This is a genomic window from Clostridium sp. 1001271st1 H5 (genome assembly GCF_005845215.1).
GTDB lineage: Bacteria > Bacillota > Clostridia > Lachnospirales > Lachnospiraceae > Enterocloster.
In genome coordinates this window covers 34,495-59,522 of record NZ_SPHO01000029.1, presented here as the reverse complement: position 1 = coordinate 59,522, position 25,028 = coordinate 34,495, and the positions used below count along the sequence as shown (strand labels likewise).

The 25,028-nt window shown below is 51.1% G+C and carries 24 protein-coding genes; 3 read left to right on the top strand and 21 right to left on the bottom strand.

The annotated features are described in order from the left end of the window. Window positions 1-46: 46 nt before the first annotated feature. The 12 genes from FGS84_RS27725 to FGS84_RS27670 form a co-directional block, all read right to left on the bottom strand. Window positions 47-403 carry a DUF3849 domain-containing protein gene (locus tag FGS84_RS27725; protein WP_002588694.1) on the bottom strand — a complete coding sequence of 119 codons (357 nt, stop codon included), beginning with the start codon at window positions 401-403 and terminating at the stop codon, window positions 47-49. Between the two features lie 192 nt (window positions 404-595). Next, window positions 596-1,333, bottom strand: coding sequence for a hypothetical protein (locus tag FGS84_RS27720; protein WP_002567403.1), 738 nt, complete (start codon window positions 1,331-1,333; stop codon window positions 596-598). A 9-nt stretch (window positions 1,334-1,342) separates the two neighbouring features. After that, window positions 1,343-1,669, bottom strand: coding sequence for a hypothetical protein (locus FGS84_RS27715; RefSeq protein WP_002567402.1), 327 nt, complete (start codon window positions 1,667-1,669; stop codon window positions 1,343-1,345). A gap of 15 nt (window positions 1,670-1,684) precedes the next feature. Continuing rightward, window positions 1,685-2,056: a DUF3846 domain-containing protein gene (locus FGS84_RS27710; protein ID WP_002567401.1), complete on the bottom strand. Its 372-nt coding sequence runs from the start codon at window positions 2,054-2,056 to the stop codon at window positions 1,685-1,687. 405 nt (window positions 2,057-2,461) lie between these two features. Continuing rightward, window positions 2,462-3,190 carry a YebC/PmpR family DNA-binding transcriptional regulator gene (locus FGS84_RS27705; protein ID WP_138311421.1) on the bottom strand — a complete coding sequence of 243 codons (729 nt, stop codon included), beginning with the start codon at window positions 3,188-3,190 and terminating at the stop codon, window positions 2,462-2,464. Between the two features lie 165 nt (window positions 3,191-3,355). After that, complete coding sequence (locus FGS84_RS27700; protein ID WP_138311420.1) at window positions 3,356-4,738, bottom strand: MATE family efflux transporter; 1,383 nt, start codon at window positions 4,736-4,738, stop codon at window positions 3,356-3,358. Next, window positions 4,698-6,173, bottom strand: coding sequence for a hemolysin family protein (locus FGS84_RS27695; protein ID WP_138311419.1), 1,476 nt, complete (start codon window positions 6,171-6,173; stop codon window positions 4,698-4,700). Before FGS84_RS27695 ends, FGS84_RS27700 begins: the two co-directional genes overlap by 41 nt. Window positions 6,174-6,341: 168 nt before the next feature. Continuing rightward, a complete protein-coding gene (locus FGS84_RS27690; protein WP_138311418.1) occupies window positions 6,342-6,689 on the bottom strand; it encodes a type II toxin-antitoxin system PemK/MazF family toxin in 348 nt (115 codons plus the stop codon). 148 nt (window positions 6,690-6,837) lie between these two features. After that, a complete protein-coding gene (gene alr / locus FGS84_RS27685; RefSeq protein ID WP_138311417.1) occupies window positions 6,838-8,028 on the bottom strand; it encodes an alanine racemase in 1,191 nt (396 codons plus the stop codon). Window positions 8,029-8,084: 56 nt separating this feature from the next. Then, window positions 8,085-9,632 (bottom strand): NAD(P)H-hydrate dehydratase, encoded by a 1,548-nt coding sequence (locus FGS84_RS27680; RefSeq protein WP_138311416.1) that lies wholly within the window; start codon window positions 9,630-9,632, stop codon window positions 8,085-8,087. Continuing rightward, window positions 9,592-10,011, bottom strand: coding sequence for a holo-ACP synthase (gene acpS, locus FGS84_RS27675; protein WP_138311415.1), 420 nt, complete (start codon window positions 10,009-10,011; stop codon window positions 9,592-9,594). Before acpS ends, FGS84_RS27680 begins: the two co-directional genes overlap by 41 nt. A 20-nt stretch (window positions 10,012-10,031) precedes the next feature. Beyond that, entirely contained in the window at window positions 10,032-10,694 is a 663-nt protein-coding gene (locus tag FGS84_RS27670; protein ID WP_138311414.1) for a redox-sensing transcriptional repressor Rex, read from the bottom strand. Between the two features lie 164 nt (window positions 10,695-10,858). Here FGS84_RS27670 and FGS84_RS27665 point away from each other — a divergent pair, with 164 nt between their 5' ends. Continuing rightward, the gene (locus FGS84_RS27665; protein ID WP_138311424.1) at window positions 10,859-12,811 is read left to right on the top strand and encodes an ABC-F family ATP-binding cassette domain-containing protein; all 1,953 of its coding nucleotides are present in this window, start codon (window positions 10,859-10,861) and stop codon (window positions 12,809-12,811) included. A gap of 22 nt (window positions 12,812-12,833) precedes the next feature. Then, window positions 12,834-13,124: a hypothetical protein gene (locus tag FGS84_RS27660; protein ID WP_138311413.1), complete on the top strand. Its 291-nt coding sequence runs from the start codon at window positions 12,834-12,836 to the stop codon at window positions 13,122-13,124. Window positions 13,125-13,181: 57 nt separating this feature from the next. On the opposite strand, the gene FGS84_RS27655 is transcribed toward FGS84_RS27660, so the two are convergent. From FGS84_RS27655 to FGS84_RS27640, 4 genes are all read right to left on the bottom strand, one after another. Further along, the gene (locus FGS84_RS27655; protein ID WP_138311412.1) at window positions 13,182-14,396 is read right to left on the bottom strand and encodes an MFS transporter; all 1,215 of its coding nucleotides are present in this window, start codon (window positions 14,394-14,396) and stop codon (window positions 13,182-13,184) included. Next, window positions 14,393-15,589 carry an amidohydrolase gene (locus FGS84_RS27650; RefSeq protein WP_138311411.1) on the bottom strand — a complete coding sequence of 399 codons (1,197 nt, stop codon included), beginning with the start codon at window positions 15,587-15,589 and terminating at the stop codon, window positions 14,393-14,395. The genes FGS84_RS27655 and FGS84_RS27650 overlap by 4 nt, the downstream gene beginning before the upstream one ends. 38 nt (window positions 15,590-15,627) lie before the next feature. Then, window positions 15,628-16,785 carry a MalY/PatB family protein gene (locus FGS84_RS27645; protein WP_138311410.1) on the bottom strand — a complete coding sequence of 386 codons (1,158 nt, stop codon included), beginning with the start codon at window positions 16,783-16,785 and terminating at the stop codon, window positions 15,628-15,630. A 106-nt stretch (window positions 16,786-16,891) separates the two neighbouring features. Further along, window positions 16,892-18,067 (bottom strand): DUF819 family protein, encoded by a 1,176-nt coding sequence (locus tag FGS84_RS27640; protein WP_138311409.1) that lies wholly within the window; start codon window positions 18,065-18,067, stop codon window positions 16,892-16,894. 381 nt (window positions 18,068-18,448) lie between these two features. On the opposite strand from FGS84_RS27640, the gene FGS84_RS27635 reads away from it, so the two are divergent. Beyond that, window positions 18,449-18,901 (top strand): MarR family transcriptional regulator, encoded by a 453-nt coding sequence (locus tag FGS84_RS27635; RefSeq protein WP_138311408.1) that lies wholly within the window; start codon window positions 18,449-18,451, stop codon window positions 18,899-18,901. A 79-nt stretch (window positions 18,902-18,980) separates the two neighbouring features. Here FGS84_RS27635 and FGS84_RS27630 read toward each other — a convergent pair whose 3' ends face one another. The 5 genes from FGS84_RS27630 to purF all read right to left on the bottom strand — a co-directional run bounded on the left by FGS84_RS27630 (window position 18,981) and on the right by purF (window position 25,016). Beyond that, window positions 18,981-20,258, bottom strand: a complete 1,278-nt coding sequence (locus tag FGS84_RS27630) for an adenylosuccinate synthase (protein WP_138311407.1) — start codon at window positions 20,256-20,258, stop codon at window positions 18,981-18,983. A gap of 207 nt (window positions 20,259-20,465) precedes the next feature. Further along, window positions 20,466-21,395 (bottom strand): LysR family transcriptional regulator, encoded by a 930-nt coding sequence (locus FGS84_RS27625; protein ID WP_138311406.1) that lies wholly within the window; start codon window positions 21,393-21,395, stop codon window positions 20,466-20,468. Window positions 21,396-21,660: 265 nt separating this feature from the next. After that, on the bottom strand, window positions 21,661-21,972 hold the full coding sequence (locus tag FGS84_RS27620; RefSeq protein WP_243130099.1) for a DUF11 domain-containing protein: 312 nt from the start codon (window positions 21,970-21,972) through the stop codon (window positions 21,661-21,663). Between the two features lie 83 nt (window positions 21,973-22,055). Then, the gene (gene purB, locus FGS84_RS27615; protein ID WP_138311405.1) at window positions 22,056-23,492 is read right to left on the bottom strand and encodes an adenylosuccinate lyase; all 1,437 of its coding nucleotides are present in this window, start codon (window positions 23,490-23,492) and stop codon (window positions 22,056-22,058) included. Window positions 23,493-23,567: 75 nt separating this feature from the next. Further along, window positions 23,568-25,016, bottom strand: coding sequence for an amidophosphoribosyltransferase (purF, locus tag FGS84_RS27610; protein ID WP_138311404.1), 1,449 nt, complete (start codon window positions 25,014-25,016; stop codon window positions 23,568-23,570). Window positions 25,017-25,028: the final 12 nt, after the last annotated feature.

The following is a 25,028-nucleotide window of genomic DNA, read 5'->3' as shown; positions in this document are numbered from 1 at the left end:
TCTGCAATTCATCCAAAACTTTTATTTTAGACTTGACTTTTAATAGTTAGTCTTTCATGTTTTCTTCGGCTTCATGGATAAGCTGTTGTTCTCGAATACTATTGGCAAATAAATCCAACAAGCCACTGTGGGTATGGATCGTATATTCCGGTTTGGGGTTGCCTTCGCCTTGGTTCATTTGGCTCTGCAATGCCCAGGTCTTATTCTCTTTGCTGATCCTTCCATCGTTAAGCTTTTGCTGGATGTTATAAGCAACAACATATTTGACTTGCTCCATGCCATAGGTTTCAATAAGTTCTTTCTCAAAGCCTGTATGGTAATGAAAACCATCGAAATAACTGTTGATGGCTTTTCCGATGTCTTCGGCACACTGCACATTGGCTTTATGGGATGCTTTTTCCATATGGATTACCTCCCGTAAATCTGATCAGATCGCCTGTGATACTTTACTTTTTTATGAGGCTGGACTCTGCTCTCCGGCGGAAGCTTTTTCGCCGGTCGCTGTTTATTCTTCTGCGGATACTTTCTTTTCATTTCTGCTCCTTTCTGGCACAAAAAAAGAACATGAATGTTTCATGTTCCTGCCATCATGTTTTTATAACTGTGGTTCTTCCATATTTTCTTCCATAGCTTCTGATAACTGAAGTAAGTGATCTGGTTCCACAATCACCTCCCACTCATTTCTTCCTTTAAATAACGCTAAAATATGTTCCTTTGAAATTTCCGCCTCATAAACAGTACCGTTTTCTCCAAATCGATTGGCAAACCATTGGGCAACCTTTTGATCCAGTGTCCAAGACAAGGCTTTGACCTTGCCTGCATTATATGAAGTCACGCCTCGATAAACCGATACTGTTTCCGGCAGGCTTCGCAGTGTTTCTATTTCATCTTCTGTCATCATCTCCTCCTGTTTTGAATCACGGAACAGATCCAGCAGTTCTTTCTGCTTGAAGTTGGGATCAAGATTAGGTGCTTCTGTCCGAATCCAGATGTCTGCAAGCATTTTGGAAAAATCCTCTCTGGACAAGTATGATTCCGTATATTTTAAAAAAGCAAGCAGATAAGATTTTGTCATGAGGTGATATACCCCAAACACATCTTCCGCAGTATCAATCTGCTTTTCCACTTGTTCTTTCCATAGGGTAAATGCCTTTGTGTCTTCCATAATATTGGCAAAAGCAATTTCGCCGTCAGTCTGCGACAGACAAACCATCGCTGAATCTGTAAACGGATGCTTGATGACCAACGGCGAAAACTTTGTTTTTTCTATATTCATGTGCAGGAATACTTTGGCGGTATCTTTGATTCCTCTTAAGTCTGTTATTTTTCGCATTTTCTCACCTTACCACAATGCCACATTTTTTTCTTTTTTGATTTGTTCAACCAAAGCATCGAATCCTCCTGCTTCTTCAGCATATTTTGTAAAAACACACTCCACCATTTCTCTCGAAAATCCAAGTTCTTCATAAAGCAAAAGCAGATCCTCTGGTAATCTGCCAAGCACACTTGTTGGCTTTATAATGATGCATCCCTTTTGAAGAATGATATCTACCAATTCATTAGGATTGATCTCTGCATTCTCCAGCATTTCATCTGTGATTTCAATAGGATCACCTGGAGTTCTGTAAATAATTGTTTTTTCACTTGGTTCTGTCTTCATATTTTTCATAACTGTACATCCTCCTTATTCAAATGTGTAAAATTCAATTACTGTCGTTTCTTCTATTTCTTCTTTTGTAAACTCCTGTGGTTCATAAAAAATTTTTGTGTATGTGTCCAACGCCTCCTCACTCAATGATGTCAGGTTTCCTTCCTCGTCACTGCCGCAAACAAAAAAATCGCCAACGATGATATCGCTGCCGATTCTCCTGTTACCTTCCAAGCCTATCAATTTTCCCTCATCATTTAATAGGATGCATACATTGTCATCTAATCCTACGATGTCAATATATCCTCCTACTGCTTCCTGCATTGCTTCCAATGTATTTTTCAGCATATAGACTTCAGGATGTTCATGCGGCTTTACTCTTAGTACTTTGATTTCTTTTTCCTTCATTTTCATTCCTCTTTTCATTTTTTGAAGGTTACTTAATTTAGTTGGTTTTCACAAAATAAATTTATTTTTTTGTTATATCTGAATTCCTCCTCTCTTTTAAAAAATATATTTCGAACTGTATCAACAAAGATACAGTTTCTTTCAAAATAAACTTTATCTCTTTTTCACAAACTTCAAATTTCTTTCAAAAAATGGTTATATTTTTGCAAACCACTTTTTTGTCGATTTTCAGAAATGAAAAAAGGCAGTGAGATTTTTTTCATCTCACTGCCTCAAAATCGTTTTTTGACTCCAAAAACGCTATGTCATCTATAAAATTGGATTTTTTGGGGCTTTGAAAATCGCCCTCAAAAACCGCCGGAAGCCTTGATTTTACTGGCTTTGCGGTTATGTCATCTATTTTGATCACTCATCCCAGTTATGGTACACGGCCTGAACATCGTCGTCCTCATCCAGCAAATCCAGTGTACGGTTTATCTTCTTGATGTCGTCCTCATCGGTCAGCTCCACCCATGTCTGGGGTATCATGGTCACATCCGCCTCCATCATGGGAATGTTCCGGGCCTCCAGCGCCTCGCGCACAGCACTGAAATCATCCGGTGCAGTGATAACCTCGTAGCTGTCCTCCTCCTCGGCAAAGTCCTCTGCGCCTGCATCCAGGGCAAGCATCATCAGTTCGTCCGGGTCCATGTCGCACTCTTCCTTGTCGATGATAATCTGTCCCTTTTTATCGAACATATAGGACACGCTTCCCGGCGTGCCTACGTTGCCGCCGCCCTTGGTAAAGGCGCTTCTCACATTGGCAGCCGTGCGGTTCTTGTTGTCGGTCAGCGTATCTACGATAATGGCCACGCCGTTAGGGCCGTATCCCTCGTATGTAAGGGTCTCGTAATTCACGGAGTTGGCATCGCCTGCAGCCTTCTTGATGCCGCGGTCAATGGTATCATTCGGCATGTTGTTGGCTTTTGCCTTGGCAATAACGTCTCTCAGCTTACTGTTGTTGGCCGGGTCTGCCCCGCCCTCTTTTACGGCAACAGCAATCTCACGGCCTATAACAGTGAAGATTTTGCCCTTGGCAGCGTCGTTGCGCTCTTTCTTATGTTTAATGTTGGCAAACTTTGAATGTCCTGACATTGGTAAACACCCTTTCCTGTTTCTTCTTTTATGGTTTATACGTTCAAATACAGCCTTCTGCTGTATTTTATACACATCTTTTCTATATTAACACGAATTTTTTTATATGGCAAGAAAAATTCTTTGGCCCGGATTCTCAGATTCCCGCCCTGTATCCGTTCACAGCTACCGCACCTCCGCCGCCAGATTCCTGAGCCACTTCTTCTGCCTGTACCGTATATATCCCAGCACAGCCTTATAGACCTCCTCCGTCATCACCAGTGCATAGACCGTATAGATAGGCAGTCTCCACACCAGGGCTCCCAGGAACGCCAGGGGCACGCCGATGAACCACACGCCGCTGGTGTCCAGGAACAGGCACATCTTTGTGTCGCCGCCGCTTCTCAACACTCCCACCACATTGACGTAATTAAACATCTTCGCCGGCATGTAGGCCGCAAAAATCAGAATGCACAGGCTTACGTCCCGCGCCACCTCAGGCGTGATGTTGTAAAGACTGATAATGGGCCACCGGATTCCAATCAGCACCACTGCCACGCCCACTGTTGCAATGAACTGGAGGATGAAGAAATGCACCGCATACTTCTCCGCCCGCTTGAGATGGCCTGCCCCCAGTTCATTGCCCAGGATAACGGCCGTTGCCGCGCTCAGACCCTGGAACAGCACCACCAGGATGTCCTGTATGGTGGTGGCAATGGTGATGGCAGCCACTGCCTCGTCCCCCATGCGCCCGTATGCCAGGGAGTACATGGTTGTGCCCAGCCCCCACATGAACTCATTGGCAATGACAGGGGCGGATGTCCTGAAAAACTGGCCGATGAACAGGCCGCTCCAGCCAAACAGCTCCCTGATGCCGCAGGCCACAGGCAGCTTCTTTCCGTACACATATCCCAGAATCAGCATAATTTCAATAATTCTGGCTATCAGGGTAGCCACGGCAGCGCCGGATACTCCCATGGCAGGCGCGCCGAACTTGCCGAATATGAGCACGTAATTCAGGCATATGTTAATCACAATGGCGATACAGCTGCTTATAACAGGGAATATAACCTTGTTCACCGCCCGGAGTATGGCCACATATACATTGGTCATGGCCAGGAAGGGGTAGGTCAGAACCGCTATCTTCAGGTACTTTGCCCCCAGCTCCACGCTGTCATGGCTGGTAGTGAATATGCGCATGACGGATTGGGGGGACATAAGGGCCGGTACAACGAAAAACAGGGCGCCTGCCAGGGCCAGCAGAATGGAAAGCCCCAGGACCTTCCTTATGCTTTTAATATCACCGTTTCCCCAGAACTGGGCCGCCAGTACGCCGCTTCCGCTGACAATGCCGAATACAAGCAGCGAAAATACAAAGAAAAATTTATTGGCCAGTCCCACTGCTGCTATGGCTGTGGCCCCCATGGTTCCAATCATCAGGGTATCCACCAGGTTTACCACTGTGTTGAGCATTCCCTGCAGGGCCACGGGACAGGCAATCATAAGCGCCTTCCTTAAAAATCTGCTGTCACGAAACATCTCCTTCGTGCTCTCTACTAACTGCATCATACTTCTCTTCCACCGAATCTTTCCCGCTGTCCGCAGTCTTCCCGCCTTCCGGCACAGGAAATACCCGGACGCTCTCTATCATCTTATTGCCGGCCCGCTCCACCTCAAAGAGCCAGCCTCCGAATTCCACCTGTGGATTCTCCCCCTCCTGAGGGATGCGGTCCAGCCGCGAAACCAGATATCCGTTCAGGGTATCGTAGGTATCGCTGTCCTCCTCAGGCAGCTCAATATCCAAAGTCTCCATCACGTCTTCCAGCGGCGTAAGGCCGCTCATCACAAAGGAGCCATCCTCCATGGCCTGTATGAAATCCTCTTCCTCATCGTATTCATCCATGATGTTGCCCACAATTTCTTCCAGTATATCCTCCATGGTAAGGAGGCCGGCTGTCTGTCCGTACTCATCCACCACGATTTCCATATGAATCTTGCGGGACTGCATCTCCTTGAAAAGGGTATCTATGTTCCTTGTCTCCGGAATGAAATTGGCTTCCCTCAGAAGGCCGGGTATGTCCATAACCAGCCTGTCCCTGTTCTCTTCCTGTTCTGAAAAGGTCATGGCATCGCGCATGTGCAGGATACCGATGATGTCGTCTATGTCCTCCCCGTATACAGGATACCTGGTATTCACGCCTTCATTCAGAATGAAATCCACTGCCTCCTTAAGGCTCATGCTGCCGTCCAGGGCAGTCATGTTGGTGCGGTGGGTCATGATGTCCGCTGCTTCCTTGTCTCCCAGCTCAAAGATATTGGTTATCATCTCCGTCTCGTCCGCTTCCAGGACGCCCTGTTCATGGCCCTCATTGACCATGGACATGATGTCCTCCTCCGTCACATTGCCGTCGTCGTCCGCCAGGTCCACCCCAAAGGGCTTTAGCACCAGGGCTGAAATCAACGTTATCAGGCGTGTCAGGGGCAGGAATACCCCAGCAAAGAAAAGCACCACCGGAAGCATATGGTATCCCCACTTCTCAGGCTCCTTGGCCGCCAGGCGTTTGGGTATAATGATGCCGAAACTGATGACCAGCACCAGGACAAATATGGTGACCAGGGCCAGAAGTCCTGCCCACTGCCACCAGGATGGGTTCCTGTACCACGGCGTGCCTGCCATCTCCATCACCTGGGCCGGGTCCACCCAGGCCAGCACTTTTCCCAGAAGGAACCTGCGCTCCACCATGCCAATCATGGCAGGCAGGATTGCCGCTCCTATAATCATACCCATCAGATGGGTGGTAACCTGAATGGTATGGACAAACCTCACCGGACGGTTCACCATCTCCAGCAGGCGGGCAGCCTTTTTATTCCCCCCGGCCGCCTCCTCTTCCAGCTTCCCCTCGTTCACATTCTGTATTGCCGAACCAAAACCGTAAAACACTGCCTCCAGAAGAATAAATCCTATCAATATGAGGATACTGACAGGTGGATAACCATCGTCCATAATGACAAAAAGACTCCTTTCATACTCATAAAACGCCATTGCCGCGGAGTACTGCCAAAAAAAGCAGAGCTATACCCCTAAAATACGGCATAACTCTGCTTATCATATCATTTTTCTCATATTTCGTCAATGGTGCCTTATACACCTGCCCATGGTGCCCCCGCCTGCTTATGTACGCAGTTCCAGGCTAATCATAAGGGCCTCATCCACCCTCTGCTGCAGCTCCTCATCAATATGACAGATTTTCTCCTTTAATCTCTGTTTGTCAATGGTGCGCAGCTGTTCCAGGAGAATGACCGAATCCTTAATCATGGCACAGCGCCTGGTGGGCAGCTCCACATGGGTGGGCAGCTTGGCTTTGTTCATCCTGGATGTAATGGCCGCGCATATGACCGTGGGACTGTGCTTATTTCCCACGTCATTCTGGATAATCAGCACAGGGCGCACTCCCCCCTGCTCCGAGCCAACCACCGGCCGTAAATCTGCATAATAAATATCTCCGCGTCTGATAATCACATTGTTCACACTCCGTCAATTTATTCAACCTTAGTATTGACATTTTTGGCCTGTGTATACATGGCCCGGATACACTGGGGCATCCGGCCTGCTTTACGCCACACTAATAACATATGATTCAGACGTTCTCTTTGAGCCTGGTAGGCTTTTACATATATCCGAAGCCCTGGTAAATATCGTTAAAATAATCCTTTTGGCCAATGGCCTTCCCGTCCCTCAGATAGACCCTGGGGACCCGTTTTCCGATTCCGCAGATGATTTCGTAGTGGAAACCGCCGCCCAGACGGGCCAGCTCCTCCACCGTGATGCATTCATCCCCATCCCTTCCAATGAGGGTGGCCTGGTCCCCTTCCGCTGCCTCCGGAATGTCCGTTACATCCGCCATAAACTGGTCCATGCATATTCTTCCAAGGATTTTTGCCCGTTTCCCCCTAATCAGCACCGTGCCCTTATTGGAGAGACTGCGCGGATAACCGTCCCCGTATCCCACCGGAATGGTGGCCACCCGCATGGGACGGTCTGCCACAAAGGTGCCTCCGTAGCTCACGGCCGTACCGGGCTCAATGGTCTTTATGTATGTGATAAAGCTCTTAAGCTCCATGGCCGGAACCAGCTTTACCCTGTCCTGAGCCACCTCATCAGAAGGATACAGACCGTAAATGGAAATCCCGGCCCGCACCATATCCAGTCCGTTGGAGTCCAGCCCCTCCACAATGCCGGCGCTGTTGGAGCAGTGGCGGACCGGTATATCCAGGCCCCGGCTGCGGAGCATTTCGCAAAAATCCCTGTATGCCCTGTACTGTGCCTCATAAAACGTCTTATCCGCCTCGTCAGCCCTGGCAAAATGGGTAAACATTCCCTCAATGCGGATACCCGCAAGCCCGGATATCCTGACTGCCTCCTCTGCCGATGCCTCGTCCGGCGTCATGCCAATCCGGCTCATGCCTGTGTCCACGGCCAGATGGATGCTGGCCCTGGCGCCGTTCTTTACAGCTGTCTCCGATAGCTTCCTGGCCTCCTCATACCGGAACATGGCCGGACGTATATCATACCGGACCAAATCTTCAAAGCGGCTCTCATGGGTCACGCCCAGCACCAGAATCATTTTCTGTATGCCGTGGCGGCGCAGATTGATTGCCTCGTCAATGGTCGCCACCGCATAGCCTTCCACATAAGGGGCAATGGTTCCGGCCACCGGAACGGCCCCGTGTCCGTACCCGTCTGTCTTTACCACACCAATCATGGAAGTGGCTGGCCCAAGGCTGGCCTTCATTGCCCTCATATTGGATTCCACCGCATCCAGGTCAATGGCTGCGTAAACTCTGCTGTAAGAATTCATGGTTGTTGCCTCCTGTGTCATGTCCCCCTTTTCACGGGGACCCTCTTGATTGTATTTTAATTCATAGACCCGGCCATCACACTGCCGACCGCATCCGCCAGTTCCGATGCCAGCAGGCTGTGGGCGCCGCTTTTAGAGGCGGCCGCGTCTCCCGCCCGCCCGTGCAGGTATACGCCCAGGCAGGCGGCCTCCTCCTCCTCCATGCCAATGGCTATCAGTCCTGCTATGATACCTGTGAGCACGTCTCCTGAGCCGGCCTTTGCCATGGCGCTGTTGCCGCTGGAGTTGATGTACAAATTCCCGTCCCGCCCTGCCGTGACCGTGGCTGCGTCCTTCAGCACACAGGTAAGGCCGTAGCGGCCTGCATACTCCAGGGCCGTGCCTGCCAGGTTTTCCTTAATCTGCTCTATGCCCTCCCCCGTGAGCCGGGCCATTTCCCCCAGGTGCGGGGTCACAATAATGTTCTCCGTATAATAGGATGTCAGATAGGGATGGCCAGCTATGGCATTCAGGCCGTCCGCGTCAATGATGACCGGCACAAAGGCGCTGGTCAGTATATCCTCCACCAGATACTCCACGTAGGGTCCGTTTCCCAGTCCCGGTCCCAGGACCACCACGTCGGCCCATTCCATCTGGGCTTCTATCATCTTCCGGAATTCCTCCCTGCCCTCCATGAGCTGGTCCGGGGTGTAGGCGGCTATAATGGCCTCCGGCAGGCGTTCCTGGAGTATCTGCCGGTTTTCCTCCACCGTAAGGAGCTTTACCAGCCCGGCCCCTGTCCGGTATGCAGATAAGGCGCTCAGGTAAGCGGCCCCGCACATATTCCTGGAGCCCGCCACAATCAGTACCTTTCCAAAGGTTCCCTTGTTGGAATAAGCAGGACGCCTGGGAATCCGTTTCAAGTCCTCATCCCCGTAGGTAACGGCAAAATCCCCTGCCGCCGTTCCCTCTGCCGCCTTCACCGCCTCCAGGGCCTGAACGGGAAATCCGATATCAGCCACTTCCACCTGCCCTGCATATTCCCGTCCCGGATACAGGGCTGTCCCGGTCTTCTCCCATCCAAAGGTAACGGTTACATCCGCCTTCAGGGCAATGCCCATGACAATTCCCGTATCCCCATGGATGCCCGAAGGAACATCCACTGCCACGGTACGGCGTATGGACCTGGCCTCCAGCATCTCGATGCACTGCCTGTACTCTCCCTCAACCGGCCTGCTCAGTCCCACGCCGAACACCGCGTCAATGAGAAGGCCGCACGTTTCCTTTTCCCCGTCCTGCCAGGGCGAAGAGAAAAGGCCCACATTAGCGGCAATGGAAAGCTGTGCTCTGAATTCCTCTGTTCCTCTTTCCGGATTCCCCACCAGGAATACACGCACCGGATACCCTTTTAAATGAAGCATTCTGGCTGCCGCCACGCCGTCGGCCCCGTTGTTGCCGGTGCCGCATACAGCCCACACCGTATCCCCCTTCTCCCAAAGGCGCTCTGCTGCCCGGGCCACCTCAAGAGCAGCCCGTTCCATCAGGACCAGGGATGGGATTCCCACGGTATGGATGGTATATGCGTCAATGGCCTTCATCTGTTTTCCCGTTACCAGCATCCTCATATGACTGTACCTCCTTTATCCTTCCCTCTCCCACTGCAAATGCCATGGCGTATTCCCCTGTGTTGGTGATGGAAACCTCCAGGCGTTCCATCCCCATCTCCTTAAACCGCGTAAGGGCCCCCCGGTAAAGGCGGACATAGGGCTTGCCCAAATCGTCCCTGAGCACCTCCACGTCAATGGGCATAAAGGTGCGGAATCCCGTTCCCAAAGCCTTGGCCACAGCTTCTTTCACAGCAAAAGAGCCGGCCAGCTTAGAGGCGGACCCCTTTGCTTGCCGGCTTTCCATATCTGTAAATGTGCGCATCACAAAATAATCCTTTTTACAGGCTTTTTCCATGCGGCTGATTTCAATTAAATCCGTTCCAACTCCAAGTATCATGGCGCTGACTTCCTAAACATTTACTTTAATGAATTTCTCTGCTCCTCCTGCTGGTCATACATACTGCTGACCCGGTAGGAAAGGCGCATCAGGCTCTCGGACAGATGTACATTTTCAACCACCACATCCTCCGGCACCACCAAATCCGTATGGGCAAAGTTCCAGATAGCCCTGATTCCCGCATTCACAAGGCGGTCCGCTATCTCCGGCGCCTTTGTCTTGGGAATGGTCAGCGCTGCAATCTGAATCTCATTCTCCCGGATAAATGTCTCCAAATCATCCACGGAGCGAATCTCAATTCCCCTGATAACAAGTCCAATCAGTTTGGGGTTAATATCAAACATTCCCCTGATGACAAAGCCCCTGCGCTCAAAATTCGTGTAGTTGGCAATGGCCTGTCCCAGGTTTCCTGCTCCGATGATAATTACATTATGCTGTCTGTCAATTCCCAGTATCTTAGCGATTTCCGAATAGAGGTACTTTACATTATAACCATATCCCTGCTGTCCGAATCCGCCGAAATTATTCAAATCCTGACGGATTTGCGATGCAGTCACCTTCATTCTGGCGCTCAGCTCGTTGGAGGATATACGCTCCACACCTTCCTCTATTAATTCACCTAAATAACGGTAATAGCGGGGCAGCCTAGAAATCACTGCCTTCGAAATCTCCTTGCGTTCCATGATGTATCCACCTTCCCATTGTGCAATTCTATCAAAACTCTAATAGTACTATTATAAACACACGTCAAAAAAATGTCAAACACGTTTACATATGTTCTTGAAAAAATCGTTCCCTTATATTATACTTGTGAGAGCAAAATATGTCGTTTTTAAAGGAGTTTACCATGATTTTATCATGCAGCAATATAAGCAAATCTTTTGGGGAGAAACATATATTAAAGCAGGTTTCCTTCCACCTGGAGGACCATGAGAAGGCGGCCATCGTGGGAATTAACGGCGCCGGCAAGTCCACCCTCCTGAAAATCGTCATCGGGGAGCTGGCCCCTGACGAGGGGTGCGTTGCCCTGGGCAAGGGCGCCTCTGTGGGCTATCTGGCCCAGCACCAGGACCTGGACAGCGGCAGCACCATCCAGGACGCCCTGCTGGAGGTCAAACGCCCCATTCTGCAGATGGAAGAACGCATCCGCTCCCTGGAACTGGATATGAAAAGCGCGTCCGGCGAACGCCTGGAAGCCATGCTGGAGGAATACAGCCGCCTGACCCACCAGTTTGAGCTGGAAGGCGGCTATGCCTGCCGCAGTGAAATCACCGGTGTATTAAAGGGACTGGGCTTTGCCGAGGAAGAATTCACAAAGCCCATCAATACCCTTTCCGGCGGGCAGAAGACCCGCGTGTCCCTGGGCAAGCTTCTTCTGACCAGGCCGGATATCCTGCTTCTGGACGAGCCAACCAACCACCTGGACATGGAATCCATTGCCTGGCTGGAGACTTACCTTAAGACCTACAGCGGCAGTGTAATCATTGTTGCCCATGACCGGTATTTCCTGGACCGGGTGGTGACTAAAATCGTGGAGCTGGACAATGGAACCGGAACCGTATTCAGCGGCAACTACACTGCATACAGCGACAAAAAGGCCATGCTTCGGGATGCCAGAATCCGGGCATACTTAAATCAGCAGCAGGAAATCAAGCACCAGGAGGCGGTAATTGCCAAGCTGAAATCCTTTAACCGTGAGAAATCCATACGCAGGGCCGAGAGCCGTGAAAAGATGCTGGATAAGATTGACCGGCTGGAAAAGCCCATGGACATCGACGACTCCATGGACATCCGGCTGGAGCCGGATGTGGAAAGCGGCAAGGATGTGCTTACGGTCACCGGCCTGAGCAAATCCTTTGACAGCCAGACCCTGTTCACGGATGTGGACTTTGAAATCAAGCGGGGGGAGCGGGTGGCCATCATCGGCAACAACGGAACAGGCAAGACCACCCTCCTTAAAATCATCAACCATCTGCTTCCGGCTGATACCGGCGAAATACGCCTGGGTTCCAAGGTCCATATCGGCTACTACGACCAGGAACACCAGGTCCTTCATATGGATAAGACCCTGTTTGACGAAATCCAGGACACCTATCCCGCCATGAACAATACCCAGATTCGCAATACCCTGGCCTCCTTTCTCTTTACGGGGGATGATGTGTTCAAGCTAATCCGCGACCTGAGCGGCGGCGAGCGGGGCCGTGTCTCCCTGGCCAAGCTGATGCTGTCCGACGCCAATTTCCTGCTGCTGGACGAGCCCACCAACCATCTGGACATCACGTCCAAGGAAATCCTGGAAAGCGCCCTGTGCCGTTACACCGGAACCGTCCTCTATGTGTCCCACGACCGGTATTTCATCAACCGCACAGCCACCCGAATCCTGGATTTGACCGGCCAGTCCCTGATTAATTACATCGGCAGCTATGACTACTATCTGGAGAAAAAGGAGGCTGTGGAAGCGGCCTTTGCGGCCAGGAACAGCCGTTCATCATCCGCCTCCCGTACCTCCCGGTCCGCCGGCAGCCCTTCCCAGGGCTCCCAGAATGACCTGAAGCTGGAGTGGAAGGCCCAGAAGGAAGAACAGGCCCGTATACGCAGGATTCAGAGCGAGCTCAGGAAAACAGAGGATTCCATCCATGCCCTGGAGACAAGGGACAGTGAGATTGACGCCCTGCTCACCAAGGAAGAGGTCTACACCGATGTGCCGCGGCTTATGGAGCTGAATAAGGAAAAAGAGGAAATAGCCGGACAGCTGGAAACGCTGTACCTGCACTGGGAAGAATTAGCCGAGGAGGCCTGATGCCGCAGAAAGGAGCTGCTACATGAAACTGAAACGTATATTTGCCCTCATAGGCGCCATTGGGCTGGCCGGCCTGTTTATCCTGGCCATTGTGCTGGCTGCCATGGGAGCGCCGAAGAATTATCTCATGGCGGTTATCTTCTCCCTGGTTTTCATACCCATTATCATGTATGCCATGGGGCTTATGACCAGGGTGCTGAAACCATCCGACCCCTTTGAAGATATGGACGGACATGCCGGAGGGAATCCCCTGCAGGATAAAACAGACATGGATTCAAAGGATGATTTGAGAGAATCCAAGAGAACCAAATAAAAGACACTCCCCCTGTGAAAGACTTTTTATTGATATGTCTTCCACAGGAGGAGTGTTTTAACTTGACAGCCCCTTTACCCAGAACACGCCCAGCATAACCACAGACATCAGGGCCGCGCCCTCATAGGGGAACCGTATATCCAGGACGCCTGCGGCCCGGGCCATGAACCCCAATACCAGCGGTGAAGAAAACTGTCCCAGACTTCTCATAAACATAATGACGGAACCGGCTGCCAGGGACTCCTCCTTCTCACAGGCAATACATGCCTCTGCGTTAAAGGTGCCCACGGCCGAAGCAAGGGCTATTCCAAACAGTACCAGACCCAGTATGGTAAGTGCCAGGCTGTTCTTTGCATACAGAGAAAGAAGTCCGCCAATGGCGCACAGCCAGATGAAGGTACTCATATATCTTCCCAGGATATTTTTCAGCTTTCCGATACAAAGCCCTGTCACAAGGGAGCTTACGGTCTGGAATGACATAATGATTCCCACTTTTTCCCCGCTGATTAAACCCTCCGAAAGAATGATGGCGGAGCAGTTGTTCAGTATGGCAAAATAACCTACAAACACCACAAACGTGCCAATTCCATAGACCCATATCTTCTTAATGACGCCAAGGGTTCCAAAGCTATGATGCCCGGCCCCTGCTGGAACCCCATTCTCATTCCCTGCAGCCTCATTCCCCGCAGCCGTCACATCGGGAATATGCTTCAGGCACAGCCACAGACATGGGATTCCAAACAGATACACCAGGAACACGGCTCTCCAGGAAATGGCAGCCAGATACCCGGCCAGCACCATACAGATAATGGACGACACGCTGGACCATATGACAATTCCTCCATTTAAGCGGTGCTGTTCCTCCCTGGTAAAAAAATAGGACAGCAGCCCCACTGACAGCGGCATCATCAGCCCATATCCGGCTCCAATGAGGATTCTTGTAAGGACCAGTGTGTAAATACCGGTGGCCAGACCGCCCAAAAGACCGCCCGCCAGGAACAGGACCAGCCCTGTTCCGCAGAGCTTCCGGACCGAATACCGTCTGCTGAGCCAGGTAAAGGGAATGGCTGCTGCAATCACCATCAGTGACGGCAGGGATACAATCATCTGTACCAGCACGCCGGGGGCATCCGGAAAGGTCTGGCGTATGACTCCAAGGGCAGGCGATATGCCGGTTCCCACCAGCGCATTGGCCATGGAAAGGCTCAGCACTGCCCACAGCACCATGGACCTGTTTTTCAGTTCTCCTGCCGTATTATCCTTTGTACTCATGAATCCTGCCTTTCTAACAGATGGTATAGTGTGCTGATATAGACAGCCAGGGCCGGAACCATGGCATCCTCATCAATGTCAAATCCGGGATTATGCAGACTGGCTGTCAGGCCCTTCTCCTCATTCTTCACTCCGAAGAAGAAAAAAGCGCCCTTAAATTTTTTGGTATACCAGGCAAAATCCTCTGACCCCATCTCAGGCTCCGTACGCTTCATCACCTTGTCTTCGCCCAGCACTTCTGCCGCGGATTTGCAGATTATATCCGTCACATCCCTGTCATTGGCAAAGGAGGGAAATGCAAAGGAATCCTCAAATTCACAGGTGATTCCGTTCATCCGGCTGATATCCCTTACAATCTGCTCCAGCCGTTTTGCAATATAGTCCCTGACCTGGCTGTCGTGGGCCCGGAAGGTCCCTCCAAAGGTCAGCTCCGAGGGCAGGACATTTTTAGTGGACAGGACCCCGGCGTTTATGGAGCATACCGAAATAACAGCCGTCTTCATGGGCGGTATCTCCCTGGAACGTATATTCTGAATGGCCTGAATCATCTCCATGGCAATGGGTATCAGGTCATTTCCCTTATGGGGCGACGCAGCGTGACATCCCCTTCCCTTCAGCTTTACCTCAAAAAAATCGCCGCTGGCAAAAAAGTTCCCGTATCTGCACCCCATGACCCCGGCCGGGTACTGAGGCTGGCAGTGGGCTCCAAATATGGCGTCCACGCCATCCAGAACGCCGGAATCCACGATGAGCTTTGCGCCGCCGGGAGCCGGGCCTTCCTCGGCAGGCTGGAATATCAGCTTGACGCACCCGCCCGGAATCTGGTCCCTGTGCTCTGAAAGATAGGATGCCAGTCCCAGCAAAAGGGCTGTATGTACATCATGGCCGCAGGCATGGCATACCCCGTCCCTGGCGGAGCGGTAAGGCACATCCTTCTCATCCTGCATTCCCAGTGCGTCCATGTCCGCCCTGACCGCTATGGTATTTCCCGGCCTGCCCGTGTCCAGGATTCCCAGCACAGCACTCTCCGCAAATCCGGTCTGTACCTGGTATCCAAACTCCTCCAGCAGTCCTGCCACCATGGCTGATGTCTTTGGCAGATAAAATCCGGTTTCAGGACAGGAATGTATCTTTCTTCTCCACTCCACCATTCTGCTCCTGTAGTCCTGGGCCTCATTCAGTAATTCCTGCATCCTATCACACTTCCTCTCTCAGTTCTTCCGGCACAGAATCAGCCAAATATGGTTTTCAGCCTTTCAAGGCCTTCCTTTACCATAGCCCTCTGCGTACCGATATTGATACGGATAAATCCGTTTCCTTCCCTTCCGTAATGGGAACCGTCATTCGGCGCCACACCGGCTCCCACCACCTTTTCCATAAGTTCCTCCTGGCTTAATCCGTAAGCTGTGAAATCCAGCCACATAAGATAGGTTCCGTCCTGCACATACGTCTTTGCCTTAGGAAGGTTTTCCTTTACATACTCCGTCACAAACTGCGCATTCTCATATAAATACTGATTCAGCTCATCCACATAGGCTGCCCCGTGGCGGTAGGCCACCTCAAATGCCTTAAGCCCAAACAAGTCCACGCCCACATGAAACGCAGTAACTGCCTTGTTCACCCGGTTGTACAGCTCCGGATTCTTGATAATCAGGATAGATGATTTTAGACCGGCAATGTTAAAGGTCTTGCTGGGAGCCATGGCAATTACGCTGCGTCCTGCCGCATCCCGGTTCACCGTCTGGTAAGGTATGTGCTTATGACCCGGGAAAATCAGGTCGGAGTGTATCTCGTCCGAAAACACCAGGACCTGGTAGCGGCTGCACAATTCATTGAGTCTGGTCAGCTCCTCCATGGTCCACACACGTCCCACCGGATTATGGGGGCTGCAGAGTATGAAAAGCTTTACGCCCTCCTTAAACTTCTCCTCCATGTCCTCAAAGTCCATTTCATACCGCCCGTCTGCAAGTTTCAGGGAGGAAGCGACCAGGGTTCTCTCCTGCTGCTCAATCACCTTGAAAAAGGGGTCGTAAACCGGCGTGCTCACCATTACCCTGTCCCCCTTATCCGTCAGGGCATAGATGATGAAGGAACAGGCGCAGACAACGCCGGGAATGGTAATCAGCTCCTCCTTTTTTATGTCAAAGTTATTGCGGGTCCTGTTCCATTCAATGAAGCTTTCATAGTACCCCTCCGACGGGAAGGTGTACCCATAGGTGGGATGCTCCGCCCTGTCTGTCAGGGCCCGTGTGATTTCCGGCAGGGTTTCAAAGTCCATATCTGCGATTCCAAAGGGAATCAGGTCCTTCCGGCCGAAATCCTTCTCCAGCCGGTCCCACTTAATCACCTCCGTATTGTGTCTGTCAAATGCCTTGTCAAAATTGTACATGTTTTCTTACCAACCTTTCTTAGATACTTATCATTAATTGGATGCACGCCCGCTGGGTGCATCCTGTCTGATGTACCCTATCATACTCTCAGAAAGCCTCCCCTGTCTACCCCAACATAATCAGCAGGTTGCACATCCCCAGACCCACAAAGGTTCCAATCATGGAGCCAATGGCCGCCATAATCACGGAAATGGACTGATAGGATTTACCATAGGCAGCCGCAACCACGGGAGCCGAGGACACGCCGCCGATGTTGGCGATGCTGGCAATTCCCAGGGTACACAAATCCACCTTCATAAGCTTTGCCACCAGGAACATGATAACGACATGAATCAGGAGTACGGTAATGCCTGACAGGAAGAAGATGCCTGCATTGGCAAAGCTCTTTAAGTCCACATTGGAGGATGATACGGAAAGGGCAAAGACAGCCAGCGTTCCCCCTATCAGCTCCAGACCGTTTATGTAGCCGAATTCCGTGGTGGTTCCGATGATGACGCCAATGGCTGTGACCAGGAGATACAGCCACACCTGTGCAGGCACGGCCGGCACCAGTTCCCCTAAAAAACCGCCCATGTGGAAACCAAATGCAACAATCACAAGGCCCACTCCCAGAATCATAAACAAATCCAGGGAGGTTGGAATCTGTTTCTCCCTCTTAGTCTCATCCAGTCTGGATGCAATCACATCGATTTCCTCCGGATTGCCGCCTGTCCATTTATTAAACCTGGCAGCAAAGGGAACCATGACAATCAATATGGTCATCCAGGGACGGAATATCAGGTTAATCAGCAGCAGTACATTGGCCAGATTCTCATCGCTGAGCCCCACTGCCCCTGCAACCGCGTACAGGTTTTCAATGCCCCCCGTAAAACTGGCTGTCCACGTGCCGAAGGACTGGGGAATCTGCTGCAGTCCCAGAGGACCTGCAAAACACTTATACACCACCACCATTCCCACGCAGATGCTCAGGGTGGTACACAGAAATACAGCCAGCAGCTTGGGGCCTATCTTTACCATTTTCTTAAAATCACATTGCACCGCGATACAGAATACCATGAAGGGAACCATGTATTCCAGGATATTGCTTCTCATTGAACTGATGGCCTTATTGCTGAAAGACCAAATGCCAAAGGTATTGCAGCATACAACAATCAGGAAGACAATGATGACCGGCGGCAGATACTTATAAATCTTTAAGGGATACTTCTTTACAATCCAGAACACAAATGCGTTAATTGCCAATAATGCTGCTACGAAACTTAATCCTGATGTTACTAACATACGCTTCCCTCCTGTGATTCATAATGATATACGGCCAAACAGCTCTCCCCTGGCAAAACACTTTAATATTAAAACTGTTTAACCATTAAACTATTTACAATTAGAAGTATACTATAAGTTTCGCTATATTTCAACATTTTTTTATGCAAATTTACATCAGTCTCCCATCCGTCCCATCCGCATATCAGTCATGTTGTATATATCCTGATTTCCGCCGCGTTTTTTTCCTTCCTCTTCTCATTGAAACATGACAACTGCATGGCCATCAGCCCATGTACACAGGCCATCCTATGAATATGTAATGAAATTGGGTTGAAATCTTTCCTGTTTTTCCTTATACTAATAAGAGTACAGTTTTATCATCAAATAACCGGGGGAATTATGGAAAAAAAGAATCGAATCCAGGAAACCATATCATTAATCATGAAATATAACCGTCAGATGTACGAATACGGCAAAGACTTCCGTACCTACGGTACCGATAAGATGCTCCGGGTGGACCAGATGTCCATCATCAATTTGATTGGCGACAATCCCAGGTGCAACCTGAAACTCATTGCCCAGTCCACTGACTCCAACATCTCCACCGTATCCCTTCAGGTGGCGCGCCTTGTGAAGCTGGGCCTGCTGGAAAAGCACCGCTCCAGCATGAACCAGAGGGAAATTGTCCTGAGCCTCAGCGAGGAGGGCATGAAGGCCTATGCCTTCCACAAGAAGCTGGACCAGGACTGGTCTGATACCGTGGCTTCCCTGCTCTGCGGATATACGGAGGAGGAGCTGGCTGTCATCAACACCTTTCTCCACCAGCTGCTGACTGAGAATCCGCCCATGTAGGAGGCTGTTTACAGAATAAAGCACCAAAACAGGACCCGCCGGCAGCTGCCGAAGGGTCCTGTTTTCAATCGTTCCATATTTATTTGCGCATAATGATGTCGTCTCTTCCCGGTCCGTTGGACACCATTGAGATAGGAGCCTCAATTTCCTTCTCCACAAACTCAATGTATTTGCGGCAGTTCTCCGGAAGGTCCTCATACTTCCTAATGCCGCGGATATCACACTTCCAGCCCGGCAGTCTGGTAAGAACCGGCCTGGCCTTCTCAAGCTTAGCCGTGGTGGGGAATTCCCTGGTAACCTGTCCGTCAATCTCATATCCGACGCAGACCGGTATTTCATCCAGATAGCCCAGCACATCCAGCACAGTAAATGCCACTTCCGTGGTGCCCTGAATCCGGCAGCCGTATCTGGTAGCCACTGCATCGAACCAGCCCACACGTCTGGGTCTTCCTGTGGTGGCGCCGTACTCTCCGCCGTCGCCTCCCCGGTTTCTCAGCTCATCTGCCTCGTTTCCAAATATCTCGCTGACAAAGGCGCCGGCGCCAACTGCGCTGGAATACGCCTTGACCACCGTGGTGATATCCTTAATCTCATAAGGAGGAATGCCTGCGCCGATGGCTCCGTAGGCAGCCAGTGTGGAGGAGGAGGTGACCATTGGGTAAATACCGTGGTCCGGGTCCTTAAGGGAGCCCAGCTGCCCCTCTAACAGGATGTTCCTGCCTTCCTTAATGGCCTCATGGAGATAAGCGGAGGTATCACATACATACGGCTCAATCATATCCCGGTAGCCCAGGAGCTCTTTTATGATTTCCTCGGGGTCCAAAAGAGGTTTATGGTACAGGTGCTCCAGAATCACGTTTTTCAGTTCACATACCCTGTATGCCTTTTCCCTCAGCAGCTCCTGGTCAAAGAGCTCGCTGACCTGGAAACCAATCTTGGCATACTTATCCGAATAAAAGGGAGCAATGCCTGATTTGGTGGAACCAAAGGACTTTCCGGCCAGACGCGCTTCCTCGTAGGTGTCAAACAGCACATGATACGGCATGAGAATCTGGGCCCTGTCTGAAACCAGGATTCTGGGCTTGGGCACGCCCCGCTCCACCAGCGCTTCGATTTCCTGAACCAGATATGGGATATTAAGGGCTACTCCATTGCCGATGATGCTGGTAGTATGCTGGTAAAACACGCCGGATGGCAGAAGATGAAGGGCAAACTTGCCGTAATCATTGATGATGGTATGGCCTGCATTACTTCCGCCCTGGAAACGGATGATAATGTCAGACTCCTTGGCAAGCATATCCGTAATCTTACCCTTTCCTTCGTCACCCCAGTTAGCACCTACAATTGCTCTGACCATACTAAAATCCTCCTTCGGGTATTTCCCGTCCAATGCTCATTTGCAGTTCATGAAAGGATGGACACGCATTCCTGTGTATCTTATCCTTACCTAATTTACTACAACCTATACCATAAGTAAAGACGTTATTTATTATGTTTTCCATAAGCAATACTTATGTCATTTCCAAGGAGGACCCTTGTACACTATCTGCTGCCTGCCCCATGCTCAGCTGCCGCCCGTCCGCAGGCCATCATGCTCAGCTGCCGCCCGTCCGCAGGCCATCATGTCCAGCAGCCTGCGGCCCGGCATGGAAATCAGGCTGGACTCCCCTGTAACCACGCATATATGACGGGGCGGCATCTCCTTTTTAAACCTAAGGCGGAACACCTCTCCCCTGTCTATGGCAGCTTCAGCAAACCCTTCCATGACACAGCCGATTCCCATGTTGCGTCTGGCGAACTGTACTATCATGTCGCTGATAGCCAGCTCAAATTCCGGTTTGAGCAGCGTTCCCTGCTGTGCCAGAAAGGCGTCCATAAAGGTTCTGGTGCTTGTATTTTTTTCCAGCGCTATGCAGGGAAATGCCTCCAGCTCCTTATACTCCAGCTCCCGCCCATCCAATTCCCGGAAGCTGCTGCCTGCAATAAAGACATTGCGTATGGCCTTTACCTGAAACTGCTTAACCGTTCCCCTGCTGGTAAAGGGCGTGGTCACCACCCCAAAATCAATTCTTCCCTCTTCCAGGCTTTTAATAGTCTCAGGGGTGGGCGCATTGGTCACATTCACCTTAATCTTTGGATACTCCCGGTGAAACTGTTCCAGATAAGGAAGAAGGTAAAACTGCAGCGTCATATCGCTGGCGCCAATCCGGACCTCCCCCACATCCATATTCAGCATCCGCTCCAGCATCTTCCCGCCTTCCAGAAGCTCCTCCACCCCAGGCTTCACATAGTGGTACAAAAGCTCCCCTTCCCGGGTCAGCTGCACTCCCTTGGAAGTACGGAAAAAAAGCTTTGTACCGGCCTCCTTTTCCAGCTGCCGCACGGCCTGGCTCACAGCCGGCTGGGAGATACACAGCTCCTGGGCGGCGGCTGTAAGGCTGCCGTGGGCGCATACGTGGTAAAATACTTTATAGTACTCAAAGTTCACATTCATCCATAAGTTCTCCTTATCGAAAGATAACATGTCCAGAATTAACTGTTATGGATATCATAGCATAAAACAGAGGGATTGTGAAACTGAAATAATGACGGCAAGCTTCCCAAATTAATTTGCTCCCCATAAATATAATATCTATGGAGAGCAGTCAAACATACTATATGAACCTACGCGTGCCGAATTACTGAATATATCACGGCCGGACCATGTTACAAAACAGCTGCTTTCATACCTGAAAAGACAGACCAGGAAAATAACAGGCTCATGATATGTGCAGCGTATTGCTGGTAACCGTTGGTGTTGCGGCGGCGCCATTAACGGTAAAAGAACCTGTCACAAATGCAGCGCCCGCCGGAATTGTATCTGTGAACGGCAAGTTTGTCAAAGCGCTCAGTCCCACATTCGTTACTGTAATCGTATAGGTTAAGGTATCGCCAATACTGGCGGTAAGCTTGTCTACCGCTTTAAGCAGCGTTGGGGCAAGAAGCAAAACCGTTGATACAGCGTTGCTGTTGACAGGATTACCGGCATATGTCACACTGGCGGTATTATCAAGCTTATTTATAAGGGCCACGTTTCCTCACCTCGCTTATTATGATTTTAATACATCATATGTAAGCGGGGACAAAGTGTTCCTATTATTGCTCCTGATATATATCAGACATTAATCTCAGCCGTCAGTCCCAGCACTGCCGCATTTTCCTCAAGCACCGGTTGAATGACCTCCTCCAGGAACTCTTCCACCTGCTTCGGCGCACGGCCCACATAACGCGAAGGCTCCATGGTCTTTTTCAGTTCGTCCAGGGAAAGATTAAAAGCCGGGTCCGCTGCTATCAGCTCCAGAAGGTTGTTGTCCAGCCCTTTTTCCTTCACGTTCTTTCCGGCCTCCATGGACAGCTCCCGAATCCGCTCATGGAGCTCCTGACGGTCTCCGCCGGCCTTCACAGCGTCCATCATAATGTTCTCTGTGGCCATGAAGGGAAGCTCGGCCATCAGGTGCTTTTCAATGACCCTGGGATATACCACCAGGCCGTCCACCACGTTCAGGTACAAATCCAGGATGCCGTCCACTGCCAGGAAGCCTTCCGGCACTGACAGCCTCTTGTTTGCAGAGTCGTCCAGGGTTCTCTCAAACCACTGGGTGGATGCCACCAGCATGGGGTTCATCATGTCGCTCATCACATAGTCAGCCAGGGAGGCAATGCGCTCGCTGCGCATGGGGTTCCGCTTATAGGCCATGGCGGATGAACCAATCTGCTTTTTCTCAAATGGCTCCTCCACTTCCTTCAGATGCTGGAGGAGGCGGATGTCATTGGAGAACTTGTGCGCGCTCTGGGCAATGCCTGCCAGCACGCTTATGACACGGCTGTCCACCTTGCGGGAATAGGTCTGGCCGGATACCGGGTAACAGCCGTCAAATCCCATTTTTTCTGCAATTCTTGCATCCAGGCGGCGGCATTTCTCATGGTCCCCGTCAAAAAGCTCCAGGAAACTGGCCTGGGTGCCTGTGGTTCCCTTGGACCCCAGCAAACGCATGGAGCCAATGAGGTAATCCAGGTCATCCAGGTCCAGCTTAAGCTCCATCATCCACAGGGTGGCGCGCTTGCCTACGGTGGTGGGCTGGGCCGGCTGGAAGTGGGTGAAGGCAAGGGTTGGAAGGTCCTTGTATGTTTCAGCGAATTTGGACAGCTCCGCCAGTACGTTGAGCAGCTTTTTCCTCACCAGCTTAAGGGCTTCGGTCATAATGATGATATCCGTATTGTCTCCCACGTAGCAGGAGGTGGCGCCCAGATGGATAATGCCTTTTGCCTTAGGGCACTGCACGCCGTATGCATAGACATGGCTCATGACATCATGGCGGACTTCCTTCTCCCTGGCCTTAGCCACATCGTAGTTGATTTTCTCTGCATGGGCCTTCAGTTCCTCAATCTGCTCGTCCGTAATGGAAAGCCCCAGCTCCTTCTCTGTCTCAGCCAGCGCAATCCAGAGCTTCCTCCAGGTACAAAACTTCATATCAGGTGAAAAGATATACTGCATCTCCCTGCTGGCATAGCGCTCGGAAAGAGGGCTTACATATCTGTCGTGGTCACTCATGTCATATCCTCCGTATTCATTGATTTCATGTGTTCTATCATATCACATACCCATATTTTTTTAAATGCCCGCCGCCTATTTCTCATAGCTTCCCCGGATGTCCTGGGAGGGCGGCTCCATGGGGTAATCCCCTGTAAAGCATGCGGTGCAGATGGGCTTTTCAGCTGCCATCTGCGGCAGCCGCTCCTGCCTCAGGAAGGAAAGGCTGTCCGCCCCGATAATTTCCCTCACCTGGTCCACCGTTCTTCCATGGGCAATGAGCTGGTCCTCCGACGGAATATCGGTTCCAAAATAACAGGGATGCAGAAAGGGCGGAGCGCTGATTCTCACATGAACCTCACTGGCGCCTGCGTCCCGCAGCATCTTCACAATCAGGGCGCTGGTGGTTCCCCGGACAATGGAGTCGTCAATCATGATAACCCTTTTTCCGGCCACTGCTTCCTTTAACACGTTGAGCTTGATACGCACGGCAGACTCCCTGCTGCTCTGCTTTGGCTTGATAAACGTCCTTCCCACATAGGAATTCTTTACAAAGGCGGTTCCAAAGGGAATCCCGGATTCCATGGCGTAGCCCAGGGCCGCCGCGTTGCCTGATTCAGGCACGCCCACCACCAGGTCCGCCTCCGCCGGGGAATCCATTGCCAGGAACCGGCCGGCCTGAACCCTGGCCCTGTAAACGCTGACACCGTCAAAAACACTGTCCGGTCTGGCAAAATAAATATACTCAAAGATACATCTGGCTTCACCGGAAGGGTCCGGCAGGCACATTTCCTTATTGGATGCAATGCCGTCCGCCGTGATGGTCACAATTTCTCCCGGCTCCACATCCCGGACAAACTCAGCCCCTATGGTTTCCAGGGCGCATGTCTCTGACGCCAGGATGTAGGCGTTATCCCGTTTCCCGATACACAGGGGCTTGAACCCAAAGGGGTCCCTTGCTCCAATCAGCTTGCGGGGACTCATGATTACCAGGGAATAGGCTCCCCTCAGCTTTTTCATGGCTGCGGCCACCGCGCTCTCCACATTGCGGGTGTTTATCCTGGCCCTGGCAATATGGTAGGCAATGACCTCCGAGTCTATGGTGGTCTGGAAAATGGCCCCGGTGTACTCCAGCTCATGGCGCAGCTGCGGCGCATTGACCAGGTTCCCGTTATGGGCCAGGCCCAGGGTTCCTTTTACATAGTTGAGCACCAGAGGCTGTGCATTTTCCCTTGTACTGCTGCCGGCCGTGGAATACCGCACATGTCCAACTCCGATATTGCCCCTTAATCCTTCCAGTACCTCCGGCGTGAATACCTCGTTGCAAAGGCCCATCCCCTTATGGGCCGCTACCTTCCCCTTGGGTCCCTCTGTGTCGCTCACCGCTATACCGCAGCTTTCCTGTCCCCGGTGCTGCAGGGCAAAAAGACCGTAATATATGGCCTGGGCCACATCGTTCCCGTCAAAATCATACATCCCGAAAACCCCGCACTCCTCACGCAGTTTATCTGCCCCAATATCAAAATCCATCAGGTTCTGATTCATGAAGTCATGTCC

Bases quoted from the DNA above. Each gene is read 5' to 3' on its own strand.
- FGS84_RS27725 (WP_002588694.1), bottom strand. From the start codon at position 403: ATGGAAAAAGCATCCCATAAAGCCAATGTGCAGTGTGCCGAAGACATC.
- FGS84_RS27720 (WP_002567403.1), bottom strand. From the start codon at position 1,333: ATGCGAAAAATAACAGACTTAAGAGGAATCAAAGATACCGCCAAAGTA.
- FGS84_RS27715 (WP_002567402.1), bottom strand. From the start codon at position 1,669: ATGAAAAATATGAAGACAGAACCAAGTGAAAAAACAATTATTTACAGA.
- FGS84_RS27710 (WP_002567401.1), bottom strand. From the start codon at position 2,056: ATGAAGGAAAAAGAAATCAAAGTACTAAGAGTAAAGCCGCATGAACAT.
- FGS84_RS27705 (WP_138311421.1), bottom strand. From the start codon at position 3,190: ATGTCAGGACATTCAAAGTTTGCCAACATTAAACATAAGAAAGAGCGC.
- FGS84_RS27700 (WP_138311420.1), bottom strand. From the start codon at position 4,738: ATGATGCAGTTAGTAGAGAGCACGAAGGAGATGTTTCGTGACAGCAGA.
- FGS84_RS27695 (WP_138311419.1), bottom strand. From the start codon at position 6,173: ATGGACGATGGTTATCCACCTGTCAGTATCCTCATATTGATAGGATTT.
- alr (WP_138311417.1), bottom strand. From the start codon at position 8,028: ATGAATTCTTACAGCAGAGTTTACGCAGCCATTGACCTGGATGCGGTG.
- FGS84_RS27680 (WP_138311416.1), bottom strand. From the start codon at position 9,632: ATGAGGATGCTGGTAACGGGAAAACAGATGAAGGCCATTGACGCATAT.
- acpS (WP_138311415.1), bottom strand. From the start codon at position 10,011: ATGATACTTGGAGTTGGAACGGATTTAATTGAAATCAGCCGCATGGAA.
- FGS84_RS27670 (WP_138311414.1), bottom strand. From the start codon at position 10,694: ATGGAACGCAAGGAGATTTCGAAGGCAGTGATTTCTAGGCTGCCCCGC.
- FGS84_RS27665 (WP_138311424.1), top strand. From the start codon at position 10,859: ATGATTTTATCATGCAGCAATATAAGCAAATCTTTTGGGGAGAAACAT.
- FGS84_RS27660 (WP_138311413.1), top strand. From the start codon at position 12,834: ATGAAACTGAAACGTATATTTGCCCTCATAGGCGCCATTGGGCTGGCC.
- FGS84_RS27655 (WP_138311412.1), bottom strand. From the start codon at position 14,396: ATGAGTACAAAGGATAATACGGCAGGAGAACTGAAAAACAGGTCCATG.
- FGS84_RS27650 (WP_138311411.1), bottom strand. From the start codon at position 15,589: ATGCAGGAATTACTGAATGAGGCCCAGGACTACAGGAGCAGAATGGTG.
- FGS84_RS27645 (WP_138311410.1), bottom strand. From the start codon at position 16,785: ATGTACAATTTTGACAAGGCATTTGACAGACACAATACGGAGGTGATT.
- FGS84_RS27640 (WP_138311409.1), bottom strand. From the start codon at position 18,067: ATGTTAGTAACATCAGGATTAAGTTTCGTAGCAGCATTATTGGCAATT.
- FGS84_RS27635 (WP_138311408.1), top strand. From the start codon at position 18,449: ATGGAAAAAAAGAATCGAATCCAGGAAACCATATCATTAATCATGAAA.
- FGS84_RS27630 (WP_138311407.1), bottom strand. From the start codon at position 20,258: ATGGTCAGAGCAATTGTAGGTGCTAACTGGGGTGACGAAGGAAAGGGT.
- FGS84_RS27625 (WP_138311406.1), bottom strand. From the start codon at position 21,395: ATGAATGTGAACTTTGAGTACTATAAAGTATTTTACCACGTATGCGCC.
- purB (WP_138311405.1), bottom strand. From the start codon at position 23,492: ATGAGTGACCACGACAGATATGTAAGCCCTCTTTCCGAGCGCTATGCC.
- purF (WP_138311404.1), bottom strand. From the start codon at position 25,016: ATGAATCAGAACCTGATGGATTTTGATATTGGGGCAGATAAACTGCGT.